Annotated in this window: 18 protein-coding genes; 10 read left to right on the top strand and 8 right to left on the bottom strand. The window is 72.8% G+C overall.

The genetic code is table 11. From position 1 onward, the window contains the following. The first annotated feature begins 339 nt into the window (after positions 1-339). Complete coding sequence (gltB, locus tag ACGFSH_RS04915) at positions 340-4,938, top strand: glutamate synthase large subunit (protein WP_393345017.1); 4,599 nt, start codon at positions 340-342, stop codon at positions 4,936-4,938. After that, a complete protein-coding gene (locus ACGFSH_RS04920; RefSeq protein ID WP_393345019.1) occupies positions 4,931-6,394 on the top strand; it encodes a glutamate synthase subunit beta in 1,464 nt (487 codons plus the stop codon). The genes gltB and ACGFSH_RS04920 overlap by 8 nt, the downstream gene beginning before the upstream one ends. A 139-nt stretch (positions 6,395-6,533) precedes the next feature. On the opposite strand, the gene ACGFSH_RS04925 is transcribed toward ACGFSH_RS04920, so the two are convergent. After that, on the bottom strand, positions 6,534-7,490 hold the full coding sequence (locus ACGFSH_RS04925; RefSeq protein ID WP_393345020.1) for a chitosanase: 957 nt from the start codon (positions 7,488-7,490) through the stop codon (positions 6,534-6,536). 118 nt (positions 7,491-7,608) lie between these two features. Between ACGFSH_RS04925 and ACGFSH_RS04930 the strand changes: the two genes are divergently transcribed. Together ACGFSH_RS04930 and ACGFSH_RS04935 are read left to right on the top strand one after the other, a co-directional pair. Further along, a complete protein-coding gene (locus tag ACGFSH_RS04930; RefSeq protein ID WP_393345022.1) occupies positions 7,609-8,331 on the top strand; it encodes a vWA domain-containing protein in 723 nt (240 codons plus the stop codon). A gap of 93 nt (positions 8,332-8,424) precedes the next feature. After that, a complete protein-coding gene (locus ACGFSH_RS04935) occupies positions 8,425-10,095 on the top strand; it encodes a cytochrome bc complex cytochrome b subunit (protein WP_393345024.1) in 1,671 nt (556 codons plus the stop codon). A gap of 92 nt (positions 10,096-10,187) precedes the next feature. On the opposite strand, the gene ACGFSH_RS04940 is transcribed toward ACGFSH_RS04935, so the two are convergent. Then, positions 10,188-10,760 carry a TetR/AcrR family transcriptional regulator gene (locus tag ACGFSH_RS04940; protein WP_393345026.1) on the bottom strand — a complete coding sequence of 191 codons (573 nt, stop codon included), beginning with the start codon at positions 10,758-10,760 and terminating at the stop codon, positions 10,188-10,190. 121 nt (positions 10,761-10,881) lie between these two features. On the opposite strand from ACGFSH_RS04940, the gene ACGFSH_RS04945 reads away from it, so the two are divergent. Beyond that, positions 10,882-11,373 (top strand): FBP domain-containing protein, encoded by a 492-nt coding sequence (locus ACGFSH_RS04945; protein WP_393345028.1) that lies wholly within the window; start codon positions 10,882-10,884, stop codon positions 11,371-11,373. 11 nt (positions 11,374-11,384) lie between these two features. Here the strand turns inward: ACGFSH_RS04945 and ACGFSH_RS04950 are convergent, their stop codons facing one another. Further along, on the bottom strand, positions 11,385-12,344 hold the full coding sequence (locus tag ACGFSH_RS04950) for an acyl-CoA dehydrogenase family protein (protein ID WP_393345487.1): 960 nt from the start codon (positions 12,342-12,344) through the stop codon (positions 11,385-11,387). Positions 12,345-12,367: 23 nt separating this feature from the next. Continuing rightward, entirely contained in the window at positions 12,368-13,510 is a 1,143-nt protein-coding gene (locus ACGFSH_RS04955) for an acyl-CoA dehydrogenase family protein (protein ID WP_393345030.1), read from the bottom strand. Between the two features lie 60 nt (positions 13,511-13,570). On the opposite strand from ACGFSH_RS04955, the gene ACGFSH_RS04960 reads away from it, so the two are divergent. From ACGFSH_RS04960 to ACGFSH_RS04970, 3 genes are all read left to right on the top strand, one after another. After that, on the top strand, positions 13,571-14,359 hold the full coding sequence (locus ACGFSH_RS04960) for an SDR family oxidoreductase (RefSeq protein WP_393345032.1): 789 nt from the start codon (positions 13,571-13,573) through the stop codon (positions 14,357-14,359). Between the two features lie 26 nt (positions 14,360-14,385). Continuing rightward, the gene (locus ACGFSH_RS04965; RefSeq protein WP_393345034.1) at positions 14,386-15,000 is read left to right on the top strand and encodes a TetR/AcrR family transcriptional regulator; all 615 of its coding nucleotides are present in this window, start codon (positions 14,386-14,388) and stop codon (positions 14,998-15,000) included. A 142-nt stretch (positions 15,001-15,142) separates the two neighbouring features. Then, positions 15,143-16,300 (top strand): acetyl-CoA C-acetyltransferase, encoded by a 1,158-nt coding sequence (locus tag ACGFSH_RS04970; RefSeq protein ID WP_393345036.1) that lies wholly within the window; start codon positions 15,143-15,145, stop codon positions 16,298-16,300. Here the strand turns inward: ACGFSH_RS04970 and ACGFSH_RS04975 are convergent. The 4 genes from ACGFSH_RS04975 to ACGFSH_RS04990 are packed head-to-tail and all read right to left on the bottom strand — an operon-like array spanning position 16,284 to position 19,663. Further along, on the bottom strand, positions 16,284-17,342 hold the full coding sequence (locus ACGFSH_RS04975; RefSeq protein ID WP_393345038.1) for an NAD(P)H-dependent flavin oxidoreductase: 1,059 nt from the start codon (positions 17,340-17,342) through the stop codon (positions 16,284-16,286). The genes ACGFSH_RS04970 and ACGFSH_RS04975 overlap by 17 nt on opposite strands. Further along, entirely contained in the window at positions 17,342-18,061 is a 720-nt protein-coding gene (locus tag ACGFSH_RS04980) for a CoA-transferase subunit beta (protein WP_393345040.1), read from the bottom strand. Before ACGFSH_RS04980 ends, ACGFSH_RS04975 begins: the two co-directional genes overlap by 1 nt. Then, a complete protein-coding gene (locus tag ACGFSH_RS04985) occupies positions 18,058-18,894 on the bottom strand; it encodes a CoA transferase subunit A (RefSeq protein ID WP_393345489.1) in 837 nt (278 codons plus the stop codon). Before ACGFSH_RS04985 ends, ACGFSH_RS04980 begins: the two co-directional genes overlap by 4 nt. Continuing rightward, entirely contained in the window at positions 18,887-19,663 is a 777-nt protein-coding gene (locus ACGFSH_RS04990; protein ID WP_393345042.1) for an enoyl-CoA hydratase family protein, read from the bottom strand. Before ACGFSH_RS04990 ends, ACGFSH_RS04985 begins: the two co-directional genes overlap by 8 nt. A gap of 54 nt (positions 19,664-19,717) precedes the next feature. Here ACGFSH_RS04990 and ACGFSH_RS04995 point away from each other — a divergent pair, with 54 nt between their 5' ends. Together ACGFSH_RS04995 and ACGFSH_RS05000 are read left to right on the top strand one after the other, a co-directional pair. Further along, positions 19,718-20,467 carry an SDR family oxidoreductase gene (locus ACGFSH_RS04995; protein WP_393345044.1) on the top strand — a complete coding sequence of 250 codons (750 nt, stop codon included), beginning with the start codon at positions 19,718-19,720 and terminating at the stop codon, positions 20,465-20,467. A 1-nt stretch (position 20,468) separates the two neighbouring features. After that, positions 20,469-21,413: an SDR family oxidoreductase gene (locus tag ACGFSH_RS05000; RefSeq protein WP_393345046.1), complete on the top strand. Its 945-nt coding sequence runs from the start codon at positions 20,469-20,471 to the stop codon at positions 21,411-21,413. The last annotated feature ends 2 nt before the right edge of the window (positions 21,414-21,415 follow it).

The following is a 21,415-nucleotide window of genomic DNA, read 5'->3' on the forward strand; positions in this document are numbered from 1 at the left end:
ACTGGTTTCGGCGGCTCGGCCACCGGGCATGAGCCGTAAGCGCTGTGGGCAATGAGGCCTGCGGCGCACTCGCGGAGTGGGTGACGCCGCTCCCTCCGCCCCCCTTCCGGCCCGGCGGGCCATGATCAGACCGATCCCCTCCCGTCCGGTCCCCACATACTTTTCGGCCACGTCCGCGGCACCCTCCGACGGCCCGTGGCGTCCGCATGCTGGAACGGAGTATCCGGTTCCCGAGAACCGCTCCATCATGTAACCTGCACGAAATTTTGCGTTACGCAGAGGGCCAACGTCGTCCCTTCGCCAGCAGACATGCCACTTGAGACGACGACGGGAGAGCCGATGCGTACGCCGCGCCAGCCGTCCCAGCATTCCGCGAATGGCCAGAACTGGTCCTTCATGGATGCTCGCCCTGCTGCGCAGGGTATGTACGACCCCCGCAACGAGCACGACGCCTGCGGCGTCGGCTTCGTGGCCACCCTCACCGGCGAGGCGAGCCATGCGCTGGTCGAGCAGGCGCTCACCGTTCTGCGCAACCTCGAACACCGCGGCGCCACCGGCTCCGAGCCGGACTCCGGCGACGGCGCGGGCATCCTGACCCAGGTCCCGGACGCCTTCTTCCGCGAGGTCGCCGGATTCGAGCTGCCCGAGGCCGGCCACTACGCCGTCGGCATCGCCTTCCTCCCCGAGGACGGCCTCGCCGACACCGTCTCGCGCATCGAGACGATCGCCGACGACGAGGGCCTCACCGTCCTCGGCTGGCGCGAGGTGCCGGTCGCCCCCGAGCTGCTCGGCGCCACCGCCCGCTCCACGATGCCCGCCTTCCGCCAGGTCTTCGTCACCGACGGCCGCTCGCAGGGCATCGACCTCGACCGCAAGGCGTTCGTGCTGCGCAAGCGCGCCGAACGCGAGGCCGGCGTGTACTTCCCGTCGCTGTCCGCGCGGACGATCGTCTACAAGGGCATGCTGACCACCGGCCAGCTCGAGCCCTTCTTCCCGGACCTGTCCGACCGCCGCTTCGCCTCGGCCGTCTCGCTCGTCCACTCCCGCTTCTCCACGAACACCTTCCCCTCGTGGCCGCTCGCGCACCCCTACCGGTTCGTCGCCCACAACGGCGAGATCAACACCGTCAAGGGCAACCGCAACTGGATGCGCGCCCGCGAGTCGCAGCTCGTCTCCGACGTGTTCGGATCCGACGACAAGGCCATCGAGCGGATCTTCCCGGTCTGCACCCCCGACGCCTCCGACTCGGCGTCCTTCGACGAGGTGCTCGAACTGCTCCACCTCGGCGGCCGCTCCCTGCCGCACTCCGTGCTGATGATGATCCCGGAGGCGTGGGAGAACCACGACTCCATGGACCCGGCCCGGCGCGCCTTCTACCAGTTCCACTCCACGATGATGGAGCCCTGGGACGGCCCGGCCTGCGTCACCTTCACCGACGGCACCCAGGTCGGCGCGGTCCTCGACCGCAACGGCCTGCGCCCCGGCCGCTACTGGGTCACCGACGACGGCCTCGTCGTCCTCGGCTCCGAGGTCGGCGTCCTCGACATCGACCCCGCCAAGGTCGTCCGCAAGGGCCGCCTCCAGCCCGGCCGCATGTTCCTCGTCGACACCGCCGAGCACCGCATCATCGAGGACGACGAGATCAAGGCCCAGCTCGCCGCCGAGAACCCCTACGCCGAATGGCTCGAAGCCGGCGAGATCGAGCTGATCGACCTCCCCGAGCGCGAGCACATCGTGCACACCCACGCCTCGGTCACCCGCCGCCAGCAGACCTTCGGCTACACCGAGGAAGAGCTGCGCATCATCCTCGCGCCGATGGCCAAGACCGCCGGCGAGCCCCTCGGCTCCATGGGCACCGACTCGCCCATCGCCGCGCTCTCCGCCCGCCCGCGCCTGCTGTTCGACTACTTCACGCAGCTGTTCGCGCAGGTCACCAACCCGCCGCTGGACGCCATCCGCGAGGAGCTCGTCACCTCGCTGCGCTCCTCCCTCGGCCCCGAGGGCAACCTGCTGGAGCCCACCGCCGCGTCCTGCCGCTCGGTCACCCTGCCCTTCCCGGTGATCGACAACGACGAGCTGGCCAAGCTCATCCACATCAACGCCGACGGCGACATGCCCGGCTTCAAGGCCACCACGCTCTCCGGCCTGTACCGGGTGCACGGCGGCGGAGACGCGCTGGCCGCCCGGATCGAGGAGATCTGCGCCGAGGCCGACGCCGCCATCGACAACGGCGCCCGCCTCATCGTCCTGTCCGACCGCCACTCCGACGCCGAGCACGCCCCGATCCCCTCGCTGCTGCTCACCTCGGCCGTCCACCACCACCTCATCCGCACCAAGCAGCGCACCCAGGTGGGCCTGCTGGTCGAGGCCGGCGACGTCCGCGAGGTCCACCACGTCGCCCTGCTCATCGGCTTCGGCGCCGCCGCCGTCAACCCGTACCTGGCGATGGAGTCCGTCGAGGACCTGCTGCGCGCGGGCACCTTCCTCGACGGCATGGAGCCCGAGCAGGCGATCCGCAACCTGATCTACGCCCTCGGCAAGGGCGTCCTGAAGGTCATGTCCAAGATGGGCATCTCCACCGTCGCCTCCTACCGCGGCGCCCAGGTCTTCGAGGCCGTCGGCCTCGACGACGCCTTCGTCGAGAAGTACTTCAGCGGCACCGCCACCAAGATCGGCGGCATCGGCATCGACGTCGTCGCCAAGGAGGTCGCCGCCCGCCACGCCAAGGCCTACCCCGCCTCCGGCATCGCCCCGGCGCACCGCGCGCTCGACATAGGCGGCGAGTACCAGTGGCGCCGCGAGGGCGAGCCGCACCTGTTCGACCCCGAGACGGTCTTCCGCCTCCAGCACTCCACCCGCACGGCCCGCTACGACATCTTCAAGAAGTACACGGACCGCGTGAACGAGCAGTCCGAGCGCCTCATGACGCTGCGCGGCCTGTTCGGCCTCAAGTCGGACCGCCCCTCGATCCCCCTCGAGGAGGTCGAGCCCGTCTCCGAGATCGTCAAGCGCTTCTCCACCGGCGCCATGTCGTACGGCTCCATCTCCCAGGAGGCGCACGAGACCCTCGCCATCGCCATGAACCAGCTGGGCGGCAAGTCCAACACCGGTGAGGGCGGCGAGGACCCGGAGCGCCTGTACGACCCGGCGCGCCGCTCCAGCATCAAGCAGGTCGCCTCCGGCCGCTTCGGCGTCACCTCCGAGTACCTGGTCAACGCGGACGACATCCAGATCAAGATGGCCCAGGGCGCCAAGCCCGGCGAGGGCGGCCAGCTGCCCGGCCACAAGGTCTACCCGTGGGTCGCCAAGACCCGGCACTCGACCCCGGGCGTCGGCCTGATCTCCCCGCCGCCGCACCACGACATCTACTCCATCGAGGACCTGGCGCAGCTGATCCACGACCTGAAGAACGCGAATCCGCAGGCGCGGATCCACGTGAAGCTGGTCTCCGAGGTCGGCGTCGGCACCGTCGCCGCCGGCGTGTCCAAGGCTCACGCGGACGTCGTGCTCATCTCCGGCCACGACGGCGGCACCGGCGCCTCCCCGCTCACCTCGCTCAAGCACGCGGGCGGCCCCTGGGAGCTCGGTCTCGCCGAGACCCAGCAGACCCTGCTGCTCAACGGCCTGCGCGACCGGATCGTCGTCCAGACCGACGGCCAGCTCAAGACCGGCCGCGACGTGATCATCGCCGCCCTGCTCGGCGCCGAGGAGTTCGGTTTCGCGACCGCGCCGCTCGTCGTCTCCGGCTGCGTCATGATGCGCGTCTGCCACCTGGACACCTGCCCCGTCGGCATCGCCACCCAGAACCCGGTCCTGCGCGACCGCTTCGCAGGCAAGGCCGAGTACGTCGTCAACTTCTTCAGGTTCATCGCCGAAGAGGTCCGCGAACTCCTCGCCGAGCTGGGCTTCCGCTCGATCGAGGAGGCCGTCGGCCACGCCGAGGTCCTCGACGTCGAGCGCGCCGTCGACCACTGGAAGGCCCAGGGCCTCAACCTGGCCCCGCTCTTCCACGTGCCGGCGCTGCCCGAGGGAGCCGCCCTGCACCAGGTCGTCGCCCAGGACCACGGCCTGGAGAAGGCGCTCGACAACCAGCTCATCAAGCTGGCCGCCGACGCCCTCGCCGCGGACTCCGCGACCGACGCCCAGCCGGTGCGCGCCCAGGTCTCCATCCGCAACATCAACCGCACGGTCGGCACCATGCTCGGCCACGAGGTGACCAAGCGGTTCGGCGGCGCGGGCCTGCCCGACGACACCGTCGACATCACCTTCACCGGCTCCGCCGGCCAGTCCTTCGGCGCCTTCCTCCCGCGCGGCGTCACGCTGCGCCTGGAGGGCGACGCCAACGACTACGTCGGCAAGGGCCTGTCCGGCGGCCGGGTGATCGTCCGTCCCGACCGGGGCGCCGACCACCTCGCCGAGTACTCCACCATCGCGGGCAACACCATCGCCTACGGTGCGACCGGCGGCGAGCTGTTCCTGCGCGGCCGCACCGGCGAGCGGTTCTGCGTGCGCAACTCCGGCGCGACGGTCGTCTCCGAGGGCGTGGGCGACCACGGCTGCGAGTACATGACCGGCGGCCACGCGGTGGTCCTCGGCGAGACGGGCCGCAACTTCGCGGCCGGCATGTCGGGCGGCATCGCCTACGTGATCGACCTGAACCGCGACAACGTCAACGCCGGCAACCTCGCCGCCGTCGAGACGCCGGACGAGGCCGACAAGCAGTGGCTGCACGACGTGGTGCGCCGCCACGCCGAGGAGACCGGCTCCACGGTCGCCGAGAAGCTGCTGGCCGACTGGGACGCGGCGGCCGAGCGTTTCAGCAAGATCATTCCCAGTGCCTACAAGGCAGTGCTCGCCGCCAAGGACGCCGCCGAGCAGGCGGGACTCTCCGAGTCCGAGATCACCGAGAAGATGATGGAGGCGGCGACCAATGGCTGACCCGAAGGGCTTTTTGAACCACGGCCGCGAGGTCGCCAAGTCCCGTCCCGTCGACGTACGGCTGAAGGACTGGAACGAGGTCTACGTCCCCGGCTCGCTGCTGCCGATCATCGGCAAGCAGGCCAGCCGGTGCATGGACTGCGGCATCCCGTTCTGCCACAACGGCTGTCCGCTGGGGAACCTGATCCCCGAGTGGAACGACTACGCCTACCGCGAGGACTGGTCGGCGGCGTCGGAGCGGCTGCACGCCACCAACAACTTCCCGGAGTTCACCGGGCGGCTGTGCCCGGCTCCCTGCGAGTCGGCGTGCGTGCTCGGCATCAACCAGCCGCCGGTCACCATCAAGAACGTCGAGGTCTCGATCATCGACAAGGCGTGGGAGACCGGGGACGTCGCCCCGCAGGCCCCCGAGCGCCTGTCCGGCAAGACCGTCGCGGTCATCGGTTCGGGCCCGGCCGGTCTGGCCGCCGCCCAGCAGCTGACGCGGGCCGGTCACACGGTCGCCGTCTACGAGCGCGCGGACCGCATCGGCGGCCTCCTGCGGTACGGCATCCCCGAGTTCAAGATGGAGAAGCGGCACATCAACCGCCGCATCGAGCAGATGCGCGCGGAGGGCACCCGCTTCCGCACCGGCATCGAGATCGGCCGCGACCTCAAGGCGACCGACCTCAAGAAGCGCTACGACGCCGTCGTCATCGCCGCCGGCGCCACCACCGCCCGCGATCTGCCGGTCCCCGGCCGTGAACTCAAGGGCGTGTACCAGGCGATGGAGTACCTGCCGCTGGCCAACAAGGTGCAGGAGGGCGACTTCGTGGCGCCCCCGGTCTCGGCCCAGGGCAAGCACGTCGTCGTCATCGGCGGCGGCGACACGGGCGCGGACTGCGTGGGCACCGCCCACCGCCAGGGCGCGGCCTCGGTCACCCAGCTGGAGATCATGCCCCGCCCGGGCGAGGAGCGGGACGCGGTGTCCCAGCCGTGGCCGACCTTCCCGATGCTGTACAAGGTGACCTCCGCGCACGAGGAGGGCGGCGAGCGGGTCTACTCCGTCTCCACCACCCACTTCGAGGGCGACGAGGACGGCAACGTCCAGTGGCTGCACCTCACCGAGGTCGAGTTCGTCGAGGGCAGGCTGACCCAGAAGCCGGGCACCGAGCGCAAGATCCCCGCCCAGCTGGTGACGCTGGCCATGGGCTTCACCGGCACGGACCGCGACAACGGTCTCGTCGAGCAGTTCGGCCTGGAGCTCGACGAGCGCGGCAACATCGCCCGCGACGCCGACTTCGCGACCAACGTGCCGGGCGTGTACGTCGCCGGTGACGCCGGCCGCGGCCAGTCGCTCATCGTGTGGGCGATCGCGGAGGGCCGCTCGGCCGCCCGCGGCGTCGACCGGTTCCTCACCGGCGCGAGCGAGCTGCCCGCCCCGATCCGCCCGACGGACCGCTCGCTGATGGTCTGATCCCCCGCATCGGGGGAACCCCGAAACGTCCCGTACAAAGGCGTGCGGAACACACGCGGCGCCTGCCACGTCCCCGACCGGACCGGCAGGCGCCGCGGCATGTCCACGGCGCCCCGGGGGACTGCGGCCGGGCGTTCCCCTACGGGACCCGGAACGTCTCTCCGTAGACCTGCCAGCGCAACGGCGGCCGCAGGCCGAGGTTGCCCTCGCGCAGGAAGCGGCGCTGGGTGGTGTCGACGCGTGAGGTGTCGACGCCGGGGTGCCGGACGATCATGGCGCGGCGGCGGGCGTCGAGGAACGCGTCGAGGTAGGCGGTCTCGTCGCCGCCCTGGGCCGGGGTGCGGGCCTGGCGCATCGCACGGGCGCGGATGCCGTCGAAGCTGGTCGGTCCCGTGCCGGGGCCGTGGAAGACGAGGGCGTCGTAGTAGATGAACTGGCCCAGCGCGCCCAGCCCGTCGGCCCGGCCCCGGCGCACCGCCGGATCGAAGTAGACGCGGTCGCGCTGGGCGTCCTGCGCCGCCCGGAAGGCGGGGACGCGTGACTCGGCGCGCCAGGCTTCCGGGAAGCCGGGGTCGAGGCCCTCGTGCGAGTCGGTGCCGTCGACGCGGCGCAGGGCGGGCAGATACGGGGCGAGCGCGTTGTCGGGGTGGGCGCGGGTGTAGTCCTCGACGAGGGAGAGCAGATCGCTGGTGCCGGTGCAGAAGCCGATCAGGCCGGCCGTGTAGCCCTGGCCGTCGCCGATGTCCTCGACGTAGCCGTACGCCCCGCGCCAGTCGAGGGTGCCGTTCTCCGCGCTGGCCACGATCTGCTGGGCCACCTCCTTGCGGGCCGGCGCGGCGAGACCGGGCACCGCCGCCCCCGTGCCGGCCGCCGGCCGGGCGGGCGGCACGGGCCGGGCGGGGGGCGACGCCGGCGCGGACCGTGCGGGCGGCGCGGAAGACGCCGGACGGGCGGGCTGCGGGCGGCGTTCGGCCTGTGCGGGGCGCTCGCGCCGCACCGGGTCCTCGTCCTGGGAGGGGCCCGAGGTCTGCGAGGGGATGAGCAGGTACACCGTCGACGCCACTGCGGCGCAGACCAGGGCGGCGGCACGTTTCATGCCGCACACCCTAGAGCGGGCATGTCATGCTCTTTGTCATTTCATCCTCATTGGCCCATGTGCGCACAGACGGGCGAACAGACGGGCGAACAGCGGCCGGTGTGGGAGGCTGTGCGCCATGGCCGCGATCAGTCTCACGAAGGTCCAGCAGGCCGCGCCCGCGCTGGTCGATCTCTACAAGAGCGCCGGAGCGTCCCTCGCCGAGCATGGTCTCGACGACCTGCGGGCCGCCGTGTACCTCGTCCTCGACCACTCGGGCTCGATGAAGCCGTACTACCGGGACGGCACCGTGCAGGCCCTGGCCGAACGGGTGCTGGGGCTGTCGGCGCACCTCGACGACGACGGGAGGGTGCCGGTCGTCCTCTTCTCCACCGACATCGACGCCGTCGCCGAGATCGCCCTCGACGACCACCTCGGCCGCGTGGACCGCATCGTGGCCGGGCTCGGGCACATGGGGAGGACCAGTTACCACGTGGCCATGGACGCCGTCATCGACCACTACCTCGACAGCGGCTCCAAGATGCCCGCGCTCGTCGTCTTCCAGACCGACGGCGGGCCCATCAACAAGCTCGCCGCCGAACGGTATCTCTGCAAGGCCTCGAAGCTGCCGCTGTTCTGGCAGTTCGTCGGCTTCGGCGACCGCGGCAGCAAGCAGTTCGACTTCCTGCGCAGGCTCGACGAACTGCCCGTGCCGGCGAAACGGGCCGTCGACAACGCCGGCTTCTTCCATGCCGGCCCGGATCCGCGAGCGGTCGCGGACGCCGAACTGTACGACCGGCTGGTGCGCGAGTTCCCGCAGTGGCTGGCGGCCGCGCGGGCCCGGGGGATCGTCACGGCGTAGCCGGGCCCGCCGCCCGCCGACGTCCGCACCGTTGGCTCGGCCGGTCCCCCGTGGCACCCTGAGGAAGTTGATCCGAGGGGGAGGCGACGACGCATGGCTGACAGCGCGCGATCGGTGAACGAGGGCGCGGGCGGGGGGAGTTCGGGGAGAAGGGGCGAGCCCGGCCGGGGTGAGCGGGTCGCCGACTGGGCCGACGGCCGGCTGGGCCTGTACACGCTGGCGAAGGCCAATCTGCGCAAGGTGTTCCCGGACCACTGGTCGTTCATGCTGGGCGAGATCTGCCTGTACAGCTTCCTCGTGCTGCTCCTGACCGGCGTCTGGCTCACCCTGTTCTTCGAGCCGAGCAGCGCCGAGGTCGTGTACCACGGCACGTACGTCCCGCTCAACGGCGTCACCATGACGAAGGCCTACGAGTCGACCCTGCGCATCAGCTTCGACGTGCGCGGCGGGCTGCTGATCCGGCAGATCCACCACTGGGCGGCGCTGGTCTTCGTCACCGGGATGCTCGTGCACATGATGCGGGTGTTCTTCACCGGCGCGTTCCGCAAGCCGCGCGAGGTCAACTGGGTGTTCGGCTGGCTGCTGTTGTTCCTCGGGATCCTCACCGGCCTGACCGGCTACTCGCTGCCGGACGACCTGTTGTCCGGCACCGGGGTGCGGTTCGCGGACGGGGCGATCCTGTCCGTGCCGATCGTCGGCACGTACCTGTCGTTCTTCCTGTTCGGCGGGGAGTTCCCGGGGCACGACATCATCTCGCGGTTCTTCCCGATCCATGTGCTGCTGCCCGGGATCATGCTGGGGCTCGTCGTGGCCCACCTGATCCTGGTGTTCTTCCACAAGCACACCCAGTACCCGGGGCCGGGCCGCGACCAGAAGAGCGTGGTGGGCATGCCGTTCATGCCGGTCTACATGGCCAAGGCGGGCGGATTCTTCTTCCTCGTCTTCGGCGTGCTGGCGGTGATGGGCGCGATCGCGAGCGTCAACCCGGTGTGGGCGTTCGGGCCCTACCGCCCGGACCTGGTGACGACCGGCGCCCAGCCCGACTGGTACCTCGGCTTCTCCGAGGGGCTGATCCGGGTCATGCCGGGATGGGAGATCAACGCCTGGGGCCACACCCTGGAGCTGGGCGTGCTGATCCCGTTCTGCCTCTTCCCGCTGATCCTGCTCGCCATCGGCGTCCATCCGTTCGTCGAGGCGTGGATCACCGGGGACCGGCGCGAGCACCACATCCTGGACCGGCCGCGCAACGCGCCCGTGCGCACCGGGCTCGGGGCGGCCTGGCTGGCGCTGTACGCGGTGCTGCTGATCGGCGGCGGCAACGACATCGTGGCCACGCATCTGCATCTGTCCATCAATGCGATCACCTGGTTCGTGCGGGTGTCCGTGTTCGCCGCCCCGGTGATCGTCTTCACCGTGACCAAACGGATCTGCCTGGGGCTCCAGCGCCGCGACCGCGACAAGGTGCTGCACGGGCGGGAGACGGGCACCATCAGGCGGCTGCCGCACGGCGAGTACGTCGAGGTCCACGAACCCCTCGGCCAGGGCGCGCTGTTCACGCTCACCCAGCACGAGCAGCACCCGCCGTACGCGATCGGTCCGCTCGTCGACGACAACGGTGTGCGCCGGCCGGTCACCGTGGGCGAGCGGGTGCGGGCGCGTCTGGCGCGGGCCATGTTCGGCGCCGGCAGCCACATCCCCAAGCCGACCGCGCGGGAGTACCGGGAGCTGACCGCGGGGCACGGGCAGGAGCACGGCCACAGGTAGGGGCACGGGCAGGGAGGGGGCCGGGGCCGGGCACTGACGCCCCCCCCGGAACACCCGGCCTGCGTCCGCCCCCGCCGGCCCCCGCCCGGCCCTCAGCGCTCTGTGGGCCAGGAGCGCAGCAGTACGTCGAGGGCGTCCAGGATCCGGGTCCAGGTCTCCTGGGTGTCGGGGGCGCTGTGGCTGAAGCCGCCGCCCAGTTCCAGGCTGACGTAGCCGTGGAAGACGCTGCCGAGCAGGCGGACGGCGTGCGTCTGGTCGGGCTCGGCGAGGTCGTAGCCGCGCAGGATCGCGCGGGTCATCCGGGCGTGCCGGCCGCCCGCGCTCGCGGCCGCCGTCTCGGGGTCCAGCCGCAGCTGGGCCGCGGCGTAGCGGCCGGGGTGCTCGCGGGCGTAGTCGCGGTAGACGTCGGCCAGCGCGGTCAGGGCGTCCTTGCCGGCCCGCCCGGCCAGCGCGACGTCGCCCCGGTCGGCCAGCTCGGCGAGCGCCAGCAGGGCGATCCGGGTCCGCAGATCGTCGGAGTTCTTCACGTGCGAGTACAGGCTCGCGACCTTGACGTCGAAGCGCCTGGCCAGCGCCGAGACGGTCACCTGGTCGAAGCCCACCTCGTCGGCCAGTTCCGCACCTGCCCTGACCAGGCGTTCCGTGCTCAGCCCTACGCGCCCCATGGTCGTCTCCCGCCCGGTTTGGTGGCTCGCCGCAGCGCGCCGTCCGCCGACGGCCATTATGCGCTACCCGTAACGACTTAAGCATTTGCCTAAAACCTTTAGGCAAATTAGCCTGACCGTTATGAAGCCGCTGACCGAACAGCAGATCCGCGCCACGTTCGTGAACTGCACCAAGGGCGAGGCCAAGCGCCTGGCCGTGCCACGCGACCTGGCCGACCGGCCCTGGGACGACCTGGACTACCTCGGCTGGCGCGACCCCCAGGCCCCCGACCGCGCCTACCTCGCGGTCGAACTCGACGGCCGCCTCAGAGCGCTCCAGCTGCGCGCGACCGCCTCCGGCTGGGGGCAGTCCCGGCGCAGCATGTGCACGATGTGCCTGACCACCCACTCCGGGGGCGTCAGCCTGATGGTCGCCCCCAAGGCGGGCAGGGCCGGCCAGCAGGGCAACTCCGTGGGGGCCTACATCTGCAGCGACCTCGCCTGTTCGCTGTATGTGCGGGGCAAGCGGGACGCGGGCGCCGGCGCCCGGCTGCACGAGACGATCACGCTGGAGGAGAAGATCGCCCGCACGGTGGCCAACCTCGCCGCGTTCGTCGCCAAGGTGACCGCGTGAGGCGCTCGTGATCAGTGCGCCTGGCCGCGGGCCCGCAGCACCTCGGCCCGGCACTCGCCGGGCGTGCCCCAGGCCGTGCGCAGGGCGGCTGCCTTGGTGAGCCAGAGCGACAGGTCGTACTCCGCCGTGTAGCCGAGCGCCCCGTGCAGTTGCAACGCGGCGCGCGCACTGGCGTAGGCCGCCTCGCCGGCGCTCGCCTTCGCCGCCGCCACGTCCGCCGCCGTCATCGTCACGGCGGCCCCCAGCACCAGGGGACGGGCGAACTCCAGGGCGATCTTCACGTCCGCCAGCCGGTGCTTGACCGCCTGGAACGAGCCGATCGGCGCCCCGAACTGCACACGCCGGCGCACATGCTCCACCGTCCGCTCCAGCAGCGCGAGGCCCACGCCGAGGGCCTGGGCGGCCGTGGCGAGCCGCGCCCACCGCAGCGCGCGGTCCACGTCCGGCGCCGCGTCGAGGAGTTCGCCGCCCGGCGACAGCCGGGTCAGCCGCCGGGCCGGGTCCAGGGATGGCCGCACCGGGCCGTGACCGGGCGCGAGCCGCAGGCCGTCGGCGGCCAGCGCCAGCCGGAGCGGGACCGCGTCGCCGTCCAGGGCGTGGCGGCCCTCGTGGGTGACCGTGGCCGCCGAGCGGCCCGAGGCCAGCCCCGCGAGGAAGCGCTCGGCGGGCCCCGGCCCGGACAGCAGGGCCGCCGCGGCGACCGTCTCCACCAGCGGGCCGGGAACCGCGTGCCGCCCCAGCTCCACGAAGGCCACGGCCAGGTCCACCGGCCGGGGCCCGAGCCCTTCGTACTTCTCCGGGACCGCCAGGGCGAACACGCCCGCATCCGCTATCCGGGACCACAGCGCCCACCCGCGCGCCCGGTCCCCGCGGCTCCAGTCGCGGACCGCCGCCGCCGTGCCGGCCGCGCCCAGCATCGCGTCCAGCGACCGCGCGAACGCCCGCTGTTCGGCGTCCAGCAGGAACCGCACCGGCACGGGCGCCTGCGAGGAGGTCATGTGCGGCGTCCCTTCGGCAGGCCGAGCAGGCGCTCGGCGACGATGTCGCGCTGGATCTCGTTGGCGCCCGCGTAGATCGGCCCGGCCAGCGCGAAGACGTACCCCTCGGCCCACGGGGTGTCGCCCGTCTCCCCGTCCTCGCCCAGCAGGTCCAGCGCGGTCTCGTGCAGCGCGATGTCGTACTCCGACCAGAACACCTTGTTCAGGCTCGACTCCGGCCCGAGCCGCTCGCCGGCCAGGACGCGCGAGGCGGCCGCCCAGGTGAACAACTGGTACGCGCGCGCGCCGATCAGGGCGTCGGCGACCCGGTCCGCCGCCTCGGGCGGCCCGCCCCGGTCCTGCCAGAGCGCGTGCAGCCGCGCGGCCGAGGCGAGGAAGCGGCCGGGGGAGCGCAGGGTGAGCCCGCGTTCGTCGGCCGCCGTCGACATCGCGATGCGCCAGCCGTCGCCCGGCCGGCCGATCACGTCCTCGTCCGGCACGAACACGTCGTCCAGGAACAGCTCGGCGAAGGCCGGCTTCCCGTCCAGGCGGCCGACCGGGCGGACCGTGACGCCGGGGGCCCGCAGGTCGAACATGAAGTAGCCCAGGCCCCGGTGCGGCGCGTCCGCGCCGGGATCGGTGCGGAACAGGCCGAAGGCCCGGTCGGCGAACGCCGCGCGCGAGGACCACGCCTTCTGCCCGCTCAGCCGCCAGCCGCCGTCCGCGCGGACCGCCCTCGCGCGCAGCGACGCCAGGTCCGAGCCGGCCTCCGGCTCCGACCAGGCCTGCGCCCAGACGACCTCGCCGGCGGCCATCGGGGGCAGCACACGGGAGCGCTGCTCCTCGGTGCCGTGCTCGAACAGGGTGGGGGCGAGCAGGCTCACGCCGTTCTGGCCGACCCGGCCCGGCGCGCCCGCCGCCCAGTACTCCTCCTCGAACAGCAGCCAGCGCGTCAGCCCGCAGTCCCGGCCGCCGTAGCGCGCCGGCCAGTTGACCGCCGACCAGCCGCCGGCCGCCAGCTCGGCCTCCCACGCGCGGTGCGCGGCGAAGCCCTCGGCGGTCTCCAGGGACGGCAGCGGCTCCGCCGGCACGTGCGCGCGCAGCCAGGCCCTTGCCTCGGCGCGGAACGCCTCGTCGGCGGGGGAGTGTGCGAGGTCCACGGCCACCCTCTTTCCCGGACGTTCTTCCCTAACAAGTGTTTGGTAGGTTAGCGTGCTGTCATGACGAACGTCGAGGGTCCGCCGTACGTTCCCGGGCACACGCTGCTCCACGGACGCAGCGCCGTCGTCACCGCCGCCGCCGGCACGGGCATCGGCGCGGCCACCGCCCGCCGCTTCCTCGAAGAGGGCGCACGCGTCCTGATCAGCGACGCCCACCCGCGCCGGCTCAAGGCCCACGAGGCGGAACTCGCCGAGGAGTTCGGCCCCCGAGCGGTCACGGCACAACCCTGCGACGTCACCGACGAGCGCCAGGTGCGCGCCCTGTTCGACGCCGCCGTCGCCGCCCACGGACGCCTGGACGTCGTCGTCAACAACGCCGGACTGGGCGGCACCGCACCGCTCGCCGACATGAGCGACGACCAGTGGACACGGGTCCTCGACGTCACCCTCAACGGCACCTTCCGCTGCACCAGGGCCGCCCTGCGGCTGATGCGCACCAGCGGCGGTGGCGTCATCGTCAACAACGCCTCCGTCGCCGGCTGGCGCGCCCAGGCCGGACAGGCGCACTACGCCGCCGCCAAGGCGGGCGTGATGGCCCTGACCCGCTGCGCCGCCGTCGAGGCCGCCCCCCACGGGGTACGCGTCAACGCCGTCGCGCCGAGCCTTGCCATGCACCCCCACCTGGTGAAGGTCACCACCCCCGAACTGCTGGAACAGCTCACCGAACGCGAGGCCTTCGGACGGTACGCGCAGCCCTGGGAGGTGGCCAACGTGATCGTCTTCCTGGCCTCGGACTACTCCTCGTACATGACGGGCGAGGTCGTCGCCGTCAGCAGCCAGCACGCCTGACGACCGGAGCAGCCCACAATGGACCCGTGCCGACCAAGAAGAAGCCCCAGGTGACCGCCGCGCCCGCGCGCCGCGGCGAACTGCTCGACACGGCCGCCGAGGTCTTCGCCGAGCAGGGCTACAACGCCACCACCGTGCGCAAGATCGCCGACCACGCGGGCATGCTCGCGGGCAGCCTCTACTACCACTTCGACTCCAAGGAGTCGATGCTCGAAGAGATCCTGCGCACCTTCCTCGACGAGCTGTGGAGCGGCTACGACACCGTCCTCGCCGCCGGAGAAGGCCCCCGCGAGACCCTCGAAGCGCTGGTCACCGAGTCGTTCCGGGAGATCGACCGGCACCGCGCCGCCGTCGCGATCTACCAGAAGGAGAGCCGCCAGCTCGTCGCGCAGGAACGGTTCGCGTTCCTCGCCGAGTCGCAGCGCAGGTTCGAGAAGGCGTGGCTGTCCACACTGGAACGCGGCGTGGCGGACGGCGTGTTCCGCGCCGACCTCGACGTCCGGCTCACCTACCGCTTCGTCCGCGACACCGTCTGGGTCGCCGCCTCCTGGAACCGGCCCGGCGGACAGCACAGCCCCGAGGAGATCGCCCGCCAGTACCTGTCGATGGTGCTGGACGGCATCGCCGTACGACAGCCGTAACGGCCGGCCCCGGCCGAACGGCCGCACACCGGCGGCCGCCCCGACCGAACAACCGCCGACCGGCAGCGCAGACCGACGACCGCACCAGCACAGCCGCAGGTGAACAGTCCGAGCAACCGCCCCTTCCCCCGAGGGAGTCGCCATGGCCGAGGCCTACATCGTCGAAGCGGTCCGTACCCCCGTGGGGCGGCGCGCGGGAGGTCTGTCCCGGGTGCACCCGGCCGACCTCGGGGCGCACGTCCTCAAGGAACTCCTCGCCCGCGCGGGCGTCGACCCCGCCGCCGTCGAGGACGTCGTCTTCGGCTGCCTGGACACCGTCGGACCCCAGGCCGGGGACATCGCGCGGACCTGCTGGCTGGCCGCGGGACTGCCCGAGGAGGTGCCCGGCGTGACCGTGGACCGCCAGTGCGGATCCTCGCAGCAGGCCGTGCACTTCGCCGCGCAGGGCGTCCTGTCGGGCACCCAGGACCTGGTCGTCGCGGGCGGCGTGCAGAACATGTCGCAGATCCCGATCGCCTTCGCCACCCGGCAGGCCGCCGCACCGCTCGGCTTCACCGAGGGCCCCTTCGCGGGCAGCGAAGGCTGGCGCGCCCGCTACGGCGACCGGCCCGTCAACCAGTTCGCCGGCGCCGAGATGATCGCCGCCAAGTGGGGCATCACCCGCCGCGACCAGGAAGAGTTCGCCCTGCGCTCGCACCGCCGGGCCGTCCGCGCCCTCGACGAGGGCCGCTTCACCCGCGAGACCGCCGCCCTCGGCGACGTCACCGCCGACGAAGGGCCGCGCCGGGACACCACCCTGGAGAAGATGGCCGCGCTCAAGCCCGTCATCGAGGGCGGCACCGTCACCGCGGCCTGCTCCTCACAGGTCTCCGACGGAGCGGCCGCCCTGCTGCTCGCCTCCGAGGCCGCCGTGCGCACTCACAGGCTGCGCCCCCGCGCGCGCGTGCACCACCTCTCCGTACGCGGCGAGGATCCCGTCCGCATGCTCACCGCCCCCATCCCGGCCACCGCGCACGCCCTGGAGAAGACCGGCCTCACGATCGACGACATCGACCTCGTCGAGATCAACGAGGCCTTCGCCCCCGTCGTCCTGGCCTGGCTGAAGGAGACCGGCGCCGACCCCGACCGGGTCAACGTCAACGGCGGCGCCATCGCGCTGGGCCACCCCCTCGGCGCGACCGGCGCGAAACTGATGACGACCCTCCTGCACGAACTCGAACGCACCGGCGGCCGCTACGGCCTCCAGACCATGTGCGAAGGCGGCGGCCAGGCCAACGTGACCGTCATCGAACGGCTCTGAAGCCCTCCAGCGACGCCAGCACCCCCTCCGCCTGCCCCATCACCCGCCCCACCAGCTCCGCGCACGACGGCAGGTCGCCGATCACCCCGGCGACCTGACCGGCCGCCATCACCCCCGCGTCCGTGCGCCCTTCCACCATCGCCGACCGCAACAGCATCGGCGTGTTCGCCGCGAGCAGCACCTGACTCCAGGACAGATCCCTGCCGTGCCGCAGCGCCAGCCCGTCGCGGACCATCTGCCGCCAGGTCAGCCCCGACAGCCTGCGGAACGCGGCCGCGTGCCGCACCGCCCGCAGCAGGGCCGCGGCACGCCCCGCGTCCTCCAGCGCCCCGACCAGCTCCGAGCGCAGCATGCGGTGCGGAAGTCCGTCCACCGCCCGGGTGACCGTGACGTCCCGCACGCCCGCCGCCAGATAGCGCGCCTTCACCGCGTCCGGGACCGGCGAGTCCGACGTGAGCAGGAACCGCGTCCCCATGGCCACGCCCGCGGCACCGTACGCCAGCGCCGCCGCCAGCCCCCGGCCGTCGAAGAACCCGCCCGCCGCCACGACCGGCACGTCCACCGCGTCCACCACCTGCGGCAGCAGCACCGTCGTCGCCACCTCGCCGGTGTGCCCGCCGCCCTCCCCGCCCTGCACGATCACCGCGTCCGCCCCCCACGCGACGACCTTCTCGGCATGCCGGCGTGCCCCGACCGAGGGCATCACGACCACACCGGCCCCCTTCAGCTCGGCGATCAGCTCACGGGACGGCGCGAGCGCGAACGACGCCACCCGCACCCCCTCGTCGACGACGATCCGCACCCGGTCGCCCGCGTCCGCCGCGTCGGCCCGCAGATTGACGCCGAACGGCGCGTCCGTGCGCGCCCGCACCTCCCGCACCGCCGCCCGCAACTGGTCCAGCGTCATCGTGGCCGACGCCAGCACGCCCAGCGCCCCCGCGTTCGCCGCCGCCGACACCAGACGCGGCCCCGCCACCCATCCCATCCCGGTCTGCACGATCGGGTGGCGCACCCCGACCAGCCGGGTCAAGGCCGTCTCCATCAGCCGGCGACCTCCCGCGCGCGGACCCCGTCCGGATCGATCACCTCACGGATCAACCGCAGCTCCTCGGCCGTCGGCTCCCTCGTGAACGGCACATCCGCCGCAACCGCCAGCTCGAACCCCGTCGCCCCGCGCACCTCCTCCACGCTCACCCCCGGATGCAGCGACGCCAGCCGCATCGAGCGGTCGGGAGTCGCGAAGTCGAAGACGCCGAGATCGGACACCACCCGCGGGATGCGGTGATACCGCGCGCCGCCCGCACGGTCGTACCCCACCCCGCACACCATGTCGACCTTCTCCACGAACACTCGCCGCGAATGCCGGGGCACCCAGTAACTGGTCGGATTGTTCAAGGTGTTGACCGGCGCACCCCGCACCCCCAGCAACTGGCGCACCGGCTTCGCCCAGTCGCCGATGCAGGAGATGTTCTGGTTGCCGTACCGGTCGATCTGGCTCGCGCCCATCATCACGTGCCGCCTGCCCCCCGTGACCAGCTCCAGATGCGACCGGTAGGGCAGCCAGCCCTCCACCGCGCCGTCCACCCCCACGAGCAGCGCCTCGCCGTCGGTCAGCAGCAGCTCCGGGGAGAACGTGCGCAGGGCCAGCCGCGCGCCGACCGAGGGGATCACGCCCATCGGACTCGCCAGGATCTCGCCCGCCCCCCGCCACGCCTCCGCGCACGCGACCACGCAGTACTCCGCCCGCGTCACCGCGCTCACGTCGCCTCCCCGGCCGCCGCCCGGTACGCCCGCTCGTCCCCCGTGAGGAAGCGCGCCGCGAACTGCGGCCACGGCGTCGTCGCGTACACCCTCTGGAACGCCTCGTCCCGCCCGTAGTCGGGCGCGCACGACGTGAAGTGCGCGCCCTGAGGCGCCTCCACGACCCCCGTCACCGTGTGCCGCTTGATCAGCAGCGACTGCGGCGGCCCCTCCTTCGTCAGCTCCGCCGTGTCGACGATCCGCTCACAGCTCACGTACGCCGCGTCCGCGGCCTCGCAGAACAGGTCGTCGAAGTACGGATCCGGGCCCAGGTACTGCCCGTTGCCCCGCCGGTCGGCCCGGTTGACGTGCACCAGCGCCGCATCCAGCCGCAACGCCGGCATCGCCACGAACGTCTCCCCGTCCTCGTACGGCGACGTCACCGTGCGCAGCCCCGGATTGACCCGCATCACGTCCGAGCCGACGCCCGCGCGCACCGGCAGGAACGGCAGCCGGTGCGCCGCCGCGCGCAGCCCCCACAGGAACATCGCCTCGTCGACCTCCGTCAGCTCGAACGCCCCCCGCTCACGGGCCGCCCGGTAGTGCGGCTCCAGCGGGATCGAGTCGAGGGTGGCGAACGCGGCGACCACCCTGCGCACCCGCCCGGCCGCCGCGAGCATGCCGACGTCCGGGCCGCCGTACGACACCACCGTCAGGTCCGTGACCGGCGAGCGCAGCAGCGCCCGCACCAGCGCCATCGGCTTGCGCCGCGAGCCCCAGCCGCCGATGCCGACCGTCATGCCGCTCTCCAGCCGGGAGACGGCCTCCTCGGCGCTCATCGTCTTGTCACTCATCGTCCTGTCGCTCATCCCGGCCCCTTCCGTCGGCCGCCGAACCGAACGCGCTGCGCACCCGGTCGGCGACGCCGGCGACGCTCGCCTCGTAGGTGAAGCCCTGCTCGAAGCGGTAACTGCGACGCACGTCGACGGGATCGATGCCGTTGAGAGCGGCCTTCGCCAGCCGCACCAGCTCACCGTCCTTCGCCGCGATCTCCCCGGCCAGCTCCAGCGCCGCCCGCTCCAGTCCGTCCGGCGCGACCACCCGCCACACCGAGCCGTGCGCGTGCAGCTCGGCCGCCGACACCGTGCGCGCCGTGTAGTACAGGGCCCGCAGCAGATGCCCGGGCACCAGCCGGGCCAGATGCGTCGCCGCGCCCAGCGCGCCCCGGTCCAGCTCCGGCAGCCCGAACACGGCGTCCTCGCTCGCCACGATCACGTCCGCGTTGCCCACCAGACCGATCCCGCCGCCCAGGCAGAAGCCCCGCACCGCCGCCACCACGGGCACCTCGCACTCGTACACCGCCGCGAACGCCTCGAAGCAGCCGCGGTTCGCGCCCACCAGCGCCGGCCCGCCCCGCGCCTGGATCTCCTTGATGTCGACGCCCGCGTTGAACCCCCGGCCCGAGGCCGCGAGCACCACGCACCGTGTCGCCGGATCCCGGCCCGCCGCGCGCACCGCGTCCGCTAGCGCGAACCAGCCCGCCACCGGCAGCGCGTTCACCGGCGGGAAGTCGACCACGACCAGCGAAATCCCCTTTTCCGGGGACGAGGTGGAGACACCCATGGAAGCATCAGCTACCTTTCCACCAAACGTTTGTTAGGCGGAAGGTAGCAGCGAATGGAGCTGAACGGAAAGGTCGCCGTCGTCACCGGAGGCACCCGCGGCGTGGGCGCCGGCATCGCGCGCTCCCTCGCCCGCGCCGGCGCCGACGTCGTCGTCTGCGCCCGCCGCCCCCCGCCCGCCCCCCTCACCCACGCCCGCTACCTCCCCCTCGACGTACGCGACGCCGCCGCCGTCGACGCCTTCTTCGCCGCGCTGCCCCGCCTCGACGTCCTCGTCAACAACGCCGGCGGCGCCCCGCACCGCCCCCTCGCCCACGCCGACGCCCACCGGCACGCGCGCGTGATCGAACTCAACCTCCTCGCCCCCCTGACCGTGTCCCTCGCCGCCCACGACCACCTCGCCCGCGCGCGGGGCTGCGTCCTCATGGTCGGCAGCGTCAGCGGGACCCGCCCCTCACCCGGCACCGCCGCATACGGCGCCGCCAAGGCCGGACTGGAGAACCTCGCCCGCTCCATGGCCGTCGAATGGGCCCCCCTGGTGCGCGTCAACACCCTCGTCGTCGGCATGGTCCACACCGAACAGAGCCACCTCCACTACGGCGACGACGACGGCCTGCGCGCCGTCGCCCGTACCGTCCCGCTCGGCCGCCTCGCCGAACCCGCCGACGTCGGCGCGGCCGCCGTCTTCCTCGCCTCCGACGCCGCCCGCTACATCAGCGGGGCGAGCCTGCTCCTGCACGGAGGCGGCGAACGGCCCGCCTTCCTCGACACCGCGACGGCCCGGCAACCGGACAAGGAGTCCTGAGATGAGCGCACTGTGCGACGGCCGCGTCGTCGTCGTCACCGGCGCCGGACGCGGCCTCGGACGCGCCCACGCCCTCGCCTTCGCCGCGCAGGGCGCCCGCGTCGTCGTCAACGACCTCGACGTCGCCCTCGACGGCACCCCGGACACCCCCCGCCCCACCGGCGCCCCCGCCCCCGGCCCCCGCTCCGGCGGCGCGGCCGCCGCCGTCGCCGCGGAGATCCGCGCGGCCGGCGGCGACGCGATCGCCCACGGCGGCGACATCGCCACCACCGACGGCGCCGCCTCCCTCGTCACGACCGCCCTGCACGCCTACGGCCGCCTCGACACCCTCGTCAACAACGCCGGCTTCCTGCGCGACCGCATGCTCGTCAACCTCGACGAGGACGACTGGGACGCCGTCCTGCGCGTCCACCTCAAGGGCCACTTCCTCACCCTCAGACACGCCGCCGCACACTGGCGCGCCGAGGCCAAGGCCGGCCGCATGCCCGCCGCCCGCGTCGTCAACACCTCCAGCGGCGCCGGGCTGCTCGGCTCCCTCGGACAGGCCAACTACAGCGCCGCCAAGGCCGGCATCGTCGCCCTGACCCTCGTCGCCGCCGCCGAACTCGCCCGCTACGGCGTCCACGTCAACGCCATCGCCCCCGCCGCCCGCACCCGCATGACCCGGCACACCTTCGCCGAGACCATGGCCGCCCCCGCCACCGGCTTCGACGCCATGGCCCCCGAGAACGTCTCCCCGCTCGTCGTCTGGCTCGGCTCCACCGCCAGCCAGGGCGTCACCGGACGCGTCTTCGAGACCGAGGGCGGCCGCATCACCGTCATGGACGGCTGGCGTCCCGGCCCGACCGCCGACCACGGCACCCGCCGCACCCCCGCCGAAGCCGGGGAGGCCGTCCGCCGGCTCCTCGCCGACGCCACACCCCCCGGCCCGGTCTACGGCACCTGACC

The organism is Streptomyces sp. NPDC048481, assembly GCF_043200075.1.
Classification (GTDB): Bacteria; Actinomycetota; Actinomycetes; order Streptomycetales; family Streptomycetaceae; genus Streptomyces.

Bases quoted from the DNA above. Each gene is read 5' to 3' on its own strand.
- ACGFSH_RS04940 (WP_393345026.1), bottom strand. From the start codon at position 10,760: ATGGGGCGCGTAGGGCTGAGCACGGAACGCCTGGTCAGGGCAGGTGCG.
- ACGFSH_RS05000 (WP_393345046.1), top strand. From the start codon at position 20,469: ATGAGCGCACTGTGCGACGGCCGCGTCGTCGTCGTCACCGGCGCCGGA.
- gltB (WP_393345017.1), top strand. From the start codon at position 340: ATGCGTACGCCGCGCCAGCCGTCCCAGCATTCCGCGAATGGCCAGAAC.
- ACGFSH_RS04925 (WP_393345020.1), bottom strand. From the start codon at position 7,490: ATGAAACGTGCCGCCGCCCTGGTCTGCGCCGCAGTGGCGTCGACGGTG.
- ACGFSH_RS04935 (WP_393345024.1), top strand. From the start codon at position 8,425: ATGGCTGACAGCGCGCGATCGGTGAACGAGGGCGCGGGCGGGGGGAGT.
- ACGFSH_RS04930 (WP_393345022.1), top strand. From the start codon at position 7,609: ATGGCCGCGATCAGTCTCACGAAGGTCCAGCAGGCCGCGCCCGCGCTG.
- ACGFSH_RS04970 (WP_393345036.1), top strand. From the start codon at position 15,143: ATGGCCGAGGCCTACATCGTCGAAGCGGTCCGTACCCCCGTGGGGCGG.
- ACGFSH_RS04990 (WP_393345042.1), bottom strand. From the start codon at position 19,663: ATGGGTGTCTCCACCTCGTCCCCGGAAAAGGGGATTTCGCTGGTCGTG.
- ACGFSH_RS04945 (WP_393345028.1), top strand. From the start codon at position 10,882: ATGAAGCCGCTGACCGAACAGCAGATCCGCGCCACGTTCGTGAACTGC.
- ACGFSH_RS04995 (WP_393345044.1), top strand. From the start codon at position 19,718: ATGGAGCTGAACGGAAAGGTCGCCGTCGTCACCGGAGGCACCCGCGGC.
- ACGFSH_RS04985 (WP_393345489.1), bottom strand. From the start codon at position 18,894: ATGAGTGACAAGACGATGAGCGCCGAGGAGGCCGTCTCCCGGCTGGAG.
- ACGFSH_RS04920 (WP_393345019.1), top strand. From the start codon at position 4,931: ATGGCTGACCCGAAGGGCTTTTTGAACCACGGCCGCGAGGTCGCCAAG.
- ACGFSH_RS04960 (WP_393345032.1), top strand. From the start codon at position 13,571: ATGACGAACGTCGAGGGTCCGCCGTACGTTCCCGGGCACACGCTGCTC.
- ACGFSH_RS04975 (WP_393345038.1), bottom strand. From the start codon at position 17,342: ATGGAGACGGCCTTGACCCGGCTGGTCGGGGTGCGCCACCCGATCGTG.